We start from the raw sequence: 8230 nt of genomic DNA on the forward strand, positions 1-8230 counted from the left end.
TGAATTATGCCGCAACTTGCTATGCGCAAAGTGATGGCATGTTCGATATTACTTCTGGTATTTTGCGCCGCGCTTGGAATTTTAAATCGAATCAGTTGCCCGATGAACTGCAAATTAAACGTCTTTTAGAAAACGTTGGATGGCAAAAGTTGCGCTGGGTCAGTCCTGTGCTGGAGTTTCCTATTGCAGGCATGGAAATTGATTTTGGCGGCATTGTAAAAGAGTATGCGGTAGATAGGGCTGCTACGCTGTGTTGGGAGGCGGGCGTTAAGCATGGCATCATTAATTTGGGCGGTGACATCAAAATAATCGGTCCGCATCCTGAAGGTATCCCTTGGCGTATTGGCATTCAGCATCCGCGAAATAAAGGTAAAGCCGTTGAAACCATTGAATTATATCGTGGCGCTGTTGCTAGCAGTGGCGATTATGAACGCTGCATCACCTTAGACGGTGTTCGCTACGGGCATATACTTAATCCAAAAACAGGTTGGCCAGTGCAACATTTGGCCGCCGTGAGTGTGGTGGGTGATTTCTGTGTGGTGGCGGGTAGCGCTTCGACCATTGCCATGCTGAAACAAGCTGATGGCGCAAATTGGCTGGAGAATTTAGGTTTGCCGCATTTATGGGTCGACATGCAGGGTGACGTAGGAGGCTCGCTAACGCTTGTTTAAATTTGGCCTATATTTCTTGTAGTAGCGGTCAGTGACCGCTACTACAAATACTGATGACTTATAGAGATATTGACGCTAAAAATCACTAGTTTTTCAGTTTATAAAACCGGTTTTCCAGTGTTTTGCCATTTGAAATATTATCAAGTTTACTTCCCACAGCCTCGCCTAATGACGCCAGTCTTTCATCAGGATGCGGGTGTGTTTTAAACAAAAGTGCAACGCTATTATCATTTTTGCCCGTCTGGCCTAATAACTCTAACACTTCGGTAAGGCCAAACGGCTCATAGCCAGAGCGTGTCGCGTAACTTAAGCCCAAGCGATCGGCTTCAAACTCAGCGTTTTTATCTAAACTTCTCGCGCTGATTTCAGCGCCGCTACCAATGGCTTTGCTGATAATTTTATTGTCTTTCCCTAGTTTTTTATTTAAAAAGCTAGCACCAAAATTCAATAACTGCTGTTTTTGCAATACTTTCAATTGGTGTTTCGCTACCACATGTCCAATTTCATGACCCAGTACGCCAGCTAGTTGCGCTTCGTTACTCATTTTGCGGTAAAGCCCTTTTGTGATCAACACATAGCCGCCAGGCGCGGCAAACGCGTTTAAGTCGTCGCTTTCGATAACGCCGAAATGCCAGGGTAAATCAGGCTGTTCCGATTGCGATGCAACCCAGCGCCCCACGGAGTTAACATACTTTTGCAAAGCTTCATCTTTTACCAAAGGTGCTGCGCCAAGTAAGTTGCCCGTAATTTCGCGGCCTAGAGCGATTTCTTCTTCTTTACTCGGGTTTTTCCAGTTAATCGTCGGTTGTGATGCTTCGCTATTATTGTTTGCCGTTACAGTTGTTGTTGCTTCGGCAGGTGCAGCATTTTTAGCATCAGTTGTCGTCGGTTGAGCATCAGCCGGTAAGCCTAATTGATCTTCAATTTGTTTTTTTGCGGCATCTTTTAGTGCGCCTTCAAAGTCAAAAGCACTACTATTTATGCTGACACCAGCAAATAAACTGGCGACTAGCGCAGATATGAAGATGGCTTTTTTACTGGTAATTTTAGTGAATTGACTCATTTTGAGCCTCCAGGTACGGCGGTTAAATTGGTAAACGATACAGTATGCAAACCGCCAGCATTGGCGAATTGTTTGCCCTGATTAGCGCTCTGTGTATAGCTTTCTAGCGTTTTAACTTCCGTTTCATTAAACTTTGCGGCTTTAAGTTCTTCTGCACTTAAACCTCGTATGCCAGTGGTAGAAACCACTTGGCCTGTGCCTGCGCGGCCGCTTGCCACAGCAAGGGCGCCTGCGGCTTGATTGCTGCTACTTGAAGCACCCCGTTTAACCGAGAGTAAACGCACCCAACCTATAGTTTTTTTACTTTTAACTTGTAGCCAAGCACCTTTTTTGTTGAGTATTTCCAAGGTTTCACCACGGTTCAAAGTGCCAGTTACTTTGGCATCGGCAAATGGCTCATAGCGCAAATTATCATTTTTGAGGGCGCTGCCTGTTGCGGCGGCTATGCTCAAGTTAGCTAACAGCAAGGCGGGAAAGCTTGCTGCAATCAGAAGTCGGGTGAGGGTTCTCATTTGTGTTGGTCTTTCTCTAAAATGTCTAATTTAATAATCGCTTGCGCAAATAAGCCGCGCCATTGGCTATCCATCGGTTTTTCTGCATTGAGTGCGCCAGCATGTTGCACATAACGCACATTGGTGTCATTTGGCATACCCGTGTTTTGTAAAAGTGATTTTAACTTTAAGCCAAGTTGGGTGGCGTCATTGCTCACTTTTGCAGCTTCTGCCGCATTATCATGCTGGTGTGCCCAGCTCACGGTAATCATGTCGCTAAACAGCCCCCAAATGCCACTTTGCGTGCCTTTTAATATCTCCACCGTGGCTGGCATAGTGCAATATTGCTCAATTTGGTGTTGCAGTTTTTTAAGCAGGCCATCGGTTAATGGTACTTTGCTTTCTATCAAAATTGGCATTAATAATATCTCGGCGCCTTTTTTGCCTGATTCGATATCATTCGCCAGTAAGCGCTGCATGGCTCTATCGTTAGCCAAGGCGTATATTTTAGCAATACTGAAATATAAAATTGCCCAAGTGATGGGGCCTGTGATGTCCAGATAAGTATTGGTAATATTGAGCACAAGGTAAGACAGTGCAAGCAACACGAGCTGACTACTACTGAAAACAGTCGTTACTTTGTCGCGATCTACATTGCGGTAAAAAGACAAGGCCGTAAGCCAAATCAGCAATAGGCTCATTAGCACATAAGGCGTTTTGCCACGCCATACACGTAAGTAATCAACATGTTTTACGTTGTCGATGGCAGTAGCTAAAATTTCCACCCCTGGGAATTCTTTGGCCATGGCGGTAGCTTTGATATCAAAAAGCGAAGGCGCAGTAGAGCCGATGATGACAATTTTGTTGGTAAATTCATTCTGCACACGTTTTTTTACTTTGCTCGCCATGTCGGCGTACACATCGCTAAAACTTACATACGGGTAAGTAAAAGGCTTGCCACGCCAGTTTATCAGCATGTTTTGTGGCAATGGGTAAGAATTCATTTGTCCATAATCTCCCACAACTAACGGTAAAGAGGGCAATAACCAGCCATTTTCATCGTGCCAAAGTCTGTATTCGCGCGTAATGCCGTCAGCATCGGCATAAATGTTATGGGTGCCGAGTCGTTTGGAGTTTAATGCGGCTGCAAAATGTGGCAATACGATGGCGATGGGTTTTTGCGCCTTAGAAACAGGTTCACCATTGACCGTGCTATTCTGCTTGCCCAAGCTGGGAATCATGTCTGGGGTGATTTTGCTTAAATGGTCACTTTTTTCAGATAAGCGCAACATTGGAAAGAAGGTGTTATTGGTACCTGCAATCACCTCGTTAAAATAGGCGTCGCTATCGGGATTGTAAACATCGGCATCGCTAAACAAAATATCAAACACAATGGCTTTAGGGTTCTGCGCTTCAATGTTTTCGACAAACTCACCAAGCACCTGGCGCGGCCATGGCCAGCGTCCATACTCTTTCGCCATGGCACTTAGTGAGGCTTCATTAATGTCGACAATAATAATTTCTGGATCAACTTTGGGTTTTACAATGCGGTTTTTAACCATCAGGTCAAAGGCACGATTGCGCATATTTTCACCAATGTGAAAAATACCAGCGTCTAACAAAATCAAAGCTGATAACAGAGCGCAAAGGTACAAGTAAAAATTATTGTGTAATTTGCGTGTGATATCCACTAACCATAAGCTGAGCAGTAATCGAAGTTTTATCATTTTATGGGTTTGAATTTAGTAAGGGGTTTAAATTTAGCCTGATTCTAACTATGTAAAAACGTTTAGCGAATAGCATCCTAATATGGTTAAAACTTAAACTATACGTCAATAAATTGCACGCAATAATTGTAAATCAGTTTTATTGACTTGCTCATGTTTAAAAGGATTGTACATTGAAAGATAAAACTATTGCCGTTCGGCATAAGTAATTCTAAAACCGCTGCAATCTGCATCGGGTATAATCTCACCTTATGACACAAATAATTATTTTAATCTTAGCAGTAGCCATATTTATGCTGCTGATCTGGCAAATTTGGCGTGCAAACCAGCTTGATCATAACGCTGTGATTTTGCAACAGTTGGAAGATAAACATCGCGCCATGTTGTTGGATATCAATGATGGTTTAAACAAGCTAGGTGATCGTTTAAGCGCTTCGTCAAACGAAACCAGCGAGCGTTTGCGTACTAGTGTAGCTAATGAGCTACAAGCTACCCGTGACGCCATGCAGACCTTGCAATTGGCACAAAATAACAGCCTTGCGCAAACGCGTGAAACGGTATTGGAAAAGCTACATATTACCTTGAGCGAGCAAGGTAAGTCGCAACAGGCGCTGATTAATGACACCATGTTAAAAGCGACGACTACGCTGACGCAGAGCATCGAAAGTCTCACAAAAACGGTGGACGGGCGTTTGGAACAAATCGTCGGAAAGGTTTCTGAGCGCTTGGATGAAGGTTTTAAAAAGACCAACCAAACCTTTATTGATGTGATGGCGCGCCTTGCCACCATTGATGAAGCGCAAAAGAAAATTGACGGCCTAACCACCAATGTGGTGAGTTTGCAGGAGTTGCTTGGTGATAAGCGCAGTCGCGGTGCCTTTGGTGAAGTGCAGTTGGAGGCTTTGGTGCGTAATGTGCTGCCAGTCAATTCATTTGCCATGCAGCACACGTTTGAAAACGGCACACGCGCCGATTGCGCTTTGTTTTTACCCGAGCCTACGGGTACGGTGGCGGTGGATAGCAAGTTCCCGCTAGAAAATTATCACCGCATGTTTGATAATAAATTGAGTGATGCCGAGCAATTGCTGGCAGAAAAACAATTCAAGCTGGACGTCAAAAAGCATGTGGACGATATTGCCAATAAATACATTATCTCTAACGTAACGTCAGATGGCGCGGTGATGTTCATTCCCGCCGAGGCGGTATTTGCCGAGTTGCATGCTTACCATCAAGATGTGATTGAATACGCCATGAATAAACGCGTTTGGGTAGTTTCGCCTACCACGCTAATGGCAGTACTTAATACAGCAAGAGCCGTGCTAAAAGACGTGGAAACGCGTAAACAAGTGCATGTGATTAAAGAAGAGTTAGGCAAGCTTAGTAAAGACTTTGGACGTTTTGACCAGCGTATGAAAAAGCTGGCTGACAATATTCGCCAAGCGCATGAAAATGCGCAAGAAGTGCATATAAGTAGCCAGAAAATTTCCAATCGTTTTGCGCAAATTGAACGTGTAGAGCTGACCAATCAGCCGCTTGATGTGCTGGACATTGTTGATGATAAAGAAGATTAAGTAAGTTACTCAACCCTATGAAAATTAAAATATTTTATTTTGCTAGGCTAAAAGAAACGCTCAAATTCTCAAGCGAAGATTTAGAGTTGGCTGACGATGCTTTTGCCAACACACTGACCTTGCTAAAACTTAAAGCCTACTTAGCAAATCGCAACGAGACTTGGCAACAAATGCTGATGGGTAAACTAAAAGTTCGTGGCGCGATTAATCATGAGTTGGTGGATGACAATGCCACGATTGTCGATGGTGACGAAGTGGCTTTTTTCCCACCAGTCACAGGTGGTTAAGGAGAGCCCCTCCCTTGATGGGAGAGGGTTAGAGAGAGGGTGCAAAGTTTAATCAAAATGACAGTGCGCGTACAAATACAAGATTTTGATGCTGGTTTAGAAATAAACTTGCTACGCAACGCGCGTAAAGACGCAGGTGCGGTTGTCAGTTTTATCGGGCAGGTGCGCGATTTAAATGAAGGTGATGCCGTTTCTAAACTCACATTAGAACATTACCCTGGCATGACAGAAAAGGCGCTGGAAGCGATTGTTAAGCTGGCGCAAAGTCGTTGGGATATATTTGACACGGTCATCATTCATCGCATAGGTTCCCTGCAGCCTGCAGACCAGATAGTGCTGGTAGCCGTGAGTAGTGCGCATCGTGGCGAGGCCTTTAAGGCTTGTGAATTCATCATGGATTATTTAAAAACCGAAGCACCTTTTTGGAAAAAAGAACAAACAAGTACTGGCGAACGCTGGGTGGAAGCCAAGATTACAGACGAGGATGCGCGCGAGCGGTGGAAAAAATAGTTGGAAATACAAGAATTAAATTCAATCAATAACCATCATTAACATTAGCAAGGCAATATGTCATCACTTAAAACTTCAAATTTAGCAACTTCAAATTTTTTATTGCCACAGCAATTAACCCTCAATATTTCGACCGAGCAATTTAATTTTTCTGATACGTCTGAATTGATTGGTGCAAATAATATCAGCGCGCAACATCAAGCTTGGGTGGCGCAGTCTGAGGCCAAAAAAGCTGCTGAATTTGGTTTGAATATCCAGCAAGCGGGCTTTAATTTGCTAGCGCTTGGCGAGCCAGGCACTGGGCGCACCACGCTAATGTTGAGTGCCATGCATGAGGCCGCCGCCAAACAAGCAGCACCTTCAGATTTAATCGCCTTGTATCAGTTCGAAGGCAATGGCAGACCATTGTTTTTAAAATTACCTGCAGGCCTTGGTACACAGTTAAAACAAGCTTTAGACTTGTTTATTCGACATATTGCCAAAGAATTGGCTAATCTACTTGATGCTAAAACTCAGGAAAACTCGACAGCTTCCATTCAAACTTTTTTGGTGGCGCATGTTAACGCTATCAAATCAAATATGGCGTATATAAACACCAACCAGTTGCTCACGGATTATTTCGAGCTATTGCAAAAAGATGTATTAACGTTTTTAGATGCTTGGCAACCTAGTGCCAGTGGTGATGCTGACAACAACCTAGATGCCTTGCTCAGCGAGAGCTTTTTTGGCCGTTACCGTGTCAATGTGCTTGTGGCGCATGATGCTAACGAGAGCGCACCAGTAATTTATGACAATGACCCAAGCTTGCAATCCTTATTCGGTGGCATAGAAAGCGCGGGCGACTCCAGCACAACACCAGACTTTTTGCGACTACGGGCGGGTAATTTATTGCGGGCAGATGGCGGAGCTTTATTGCTTAATTTGCGCGACATTCTTGCCGATGAAGCCAACGGTTCGCAACTATTAGAAAAATTGCACCGCTTCTTACGTAACGGTACATTGCAAATTGAAGACTTAAGCAGTAGCAGTAGTCAGGGTGCTAGTTTTGTCAGTGCACAAGCCGCAATTCCTGTGTCAGTTAAGCTGGTGTTAGTTGCCACACGTGAAGATTATTATGAATTGATTGATGAAAAAGCGGATTTTTTTAGCTACTTTCCAATCAAAATTGAGTTTTCAGAAAAAGTAAAAGCCAGTGCAGAAAATTACGCTGCCTATGCTGCTTTTATTGCGCAAAAAAGTGTGCAATTTAACTGCAAACACTTTACTGCACAAGCCGTTGCAGCCTTGCTGCAAGCCATGCACAGGCTAGAGGAAGACCAAACCCGCATCAGCACCAAGTTTGCCGTATTAGAAAAACTCATGCTGGAAAGTGCCGCCGCTACAGAATTGCGCAATGCAATTTTGGTTGAGTTAGAAGATGTAAAAGCCGCGATTAACCGCAAATATGCCCGCCACAGCTATATTGAAGCGCACATGCGCGATTCCATTGTTGATAACGAGTTGATGATTAACGTGCAGGGCGAGGCGGTAGGGCAGATTAATGGCCTGACGCATATTGACCTAGCTGATGCGAGTTTTGGCTCGCCCGTGCGTATTTCAGCTAATTGTTACGCAGGGCGTTTAGATGTGCTGACCATTGACCGCGAAGTATCGATGAGTGGGCCAACTCATGACAAAGGCGTAATGATTTTGCAAAGCTGGCTACACAGTAATTTTGCCCAATTCAACCCCTTAAACTTCACCGCTTCATTAGTATTTGAGCAAGAATACAACGGTGTGGATGGCGATTCCGCATCGTGTGCGGAGTTATTTGCGATATTGTCAGCCCTAGCACAATTGCCCATTAAGCAGGGCATTGCCGTCACAGGTGCACTCAACCAACATGGTGAAGTGTTGCCAGTAGGTGGCTT

At 44.3% G+C, this 8230-nt stretch carries 8 protein-coding genes; 5 read left to right on the forward strand and 3 right to left on the reverse strand.

Annotated elements, in window-relative coordinates; all coding sequences use genetic code 11:
• Positions 1 to 671 (forward strand): FAD:protein FMN transferase (locus HOO90_RS07460; RefSeq protein WP_292841627.1); only part of this gene is annotated, 671 nt, incomplete at its 5' end.
• A gap of 85 nt (positions 672 to 756) precedes the next feature.
• Here the strand turns inward: HOO90_RS07460 and HOO90_RS07465 are convergent.
• From HOO90_RS07465 to HOO90_RS07475, 3 genes are read right to left on the reverse strand one after another with little or no spacing between them, the layout of a single operon-like run.
• A complete protein-coding gene (locus HOO90_RS07465; protein ID WP_292841628.1) occupies positions 757 to 1734 on the reverse strand; it encodes a M48 family metalloprotease in 978 nt (325 codons plus the stop codon).
• The gene (locus HOO90_RS07470) at positions 1731 to 2246 is read right to left on the reverse strand and encodes an SH3 domain-containing protein (RefSeq protein ID WP_292841629.1); all 516 of its coding nucleotides are present in this window, start codon (positions 2244 to 2246) and stop codon (positions 1731 to 1733) included. The genes HOO90_RS07465 and HOO90_RS07470 overlap by 4 nt, the downstream gene beginning before the upstream one ends.
• The gene (locus HOO90_RS07475) at positions 2243 to 3952 is read right to left on the reverse strand and encodes a CHASE2 domain-containing protein (RefSeq protein WP_292841631.1); all 1710 of its coding nucleotides are present in this window, start codon (positions 3950 to 3952) and stop codon (positions 2243 to 2245) included. The genes HOO90_RS07470 and HOO90_RS07475 overlap by 4 nt, the downstream gene beginning before the upstream one ends.
• 251 nt (positions 3953 to 4203) lie before the next feature.
• Here HOO90_RS07475 and HOO90_RS07480 point away from each other — a divergent pair, with 251 nt between their 5' ends.
• The 4 genes from HOO90_RS07480 to HOO90_RS07495 form a co-directional block, all read left to right on the forward strand.
• The gene (locus tag HOO90_RS07480; protein WP_292841633.1) at positions 4204 to 5523 is read left to right on the forward strand and encodes a DNA recombination protein RmuC; all 1320 of its coding nucleotides are present in this window, start codon (positions 4204 to 4206) and stop codon (positions 5521 to 5523) included.
• A 17-nt stretch (positions 5524 to 5540) separates the two neighbouring features.
• Positions 5541 to 5810 (forward strand): MoaD/ThiS family protein, encoded by a 270-nt coding sequence (locus HOO90_RS07485; protein ID WP_292841635.1) that lies wholly within the window; start codon positions 5541 to 5543, stop codon positions 5808 to 5810.
• A gap of 57 nt (positions 5811 to 5867) precedes the next feature.
• On the forward strand, positions 5868 to 6320 hold the full coding sequence (moaE, locus tag HOO90_RS07490; RefSeq protein ID WP_292841638.1) for a molybdopterin synthase catalytic subunit MoaE: 453 nt from the start codon (positions 5868 to 5870) through the stop codon (positions 6318 to 6320).
• A gap of 57 nt (positions 6321 to 6377) precedes the next feature.
• On the forward strand, positions 6378 to 8230 hold a 1853-nt coding region (locus HOO90_RS07495), incomplete at its 3' end, for an AAA family ATPase (protein ID WP_292841642.1).

This window comes from Methylotenera sp. (assembly GCF_013141425.1).
Taxonomy (GTDB): Bacteria; Pseudomonadota; Gammaproteobacteria; order Burkholderiales; family Methylophilaceae; genus Methylotenera.

Coding starts and splice junctions, on each gene's coding strand:
- HOO90_RS07465 (WP_292841628.1), bottom strand. CDS start 1,734: ATGAGTCAATTCACTAAAATTACCAGTAAAAAAGCCATCTTCATATCT.
- HOO90_RS07470 (WP_292841629.1), bottom strand. CDS start 2,246: ATGAGAACCCTCACCCGACTTCTGATTGCAGCAAGCTTTCCCGCCTTG.
- HOO90_RS07475 (WP_292841631.1), bottom strand. CDS start 3,952: ATGATAAAACTTCGATTACTGCTCAGCTTATGGTTAGTGGATATCACA.
- HOO90_RS07480 (WP_292841633.1), top strand. CDS start 4,204: ATGACACAAATAATTATTTTAATCTTAGCAGTAGCCATATTTATGCTG.
- HOO90_RS07485 (WP_292841635.1), top strand. CDS start 5,541: ATGAAAATTAAAATATTTTATTTTGCTAGGCTAAAAGAAACGCTCAAA.
- moaE (WP_292841638.1), top strand. CDS start 5,868: ATGACAGTGCGCGTACAAATACAAGATTTTGATGCTGGTTTAGAAATA.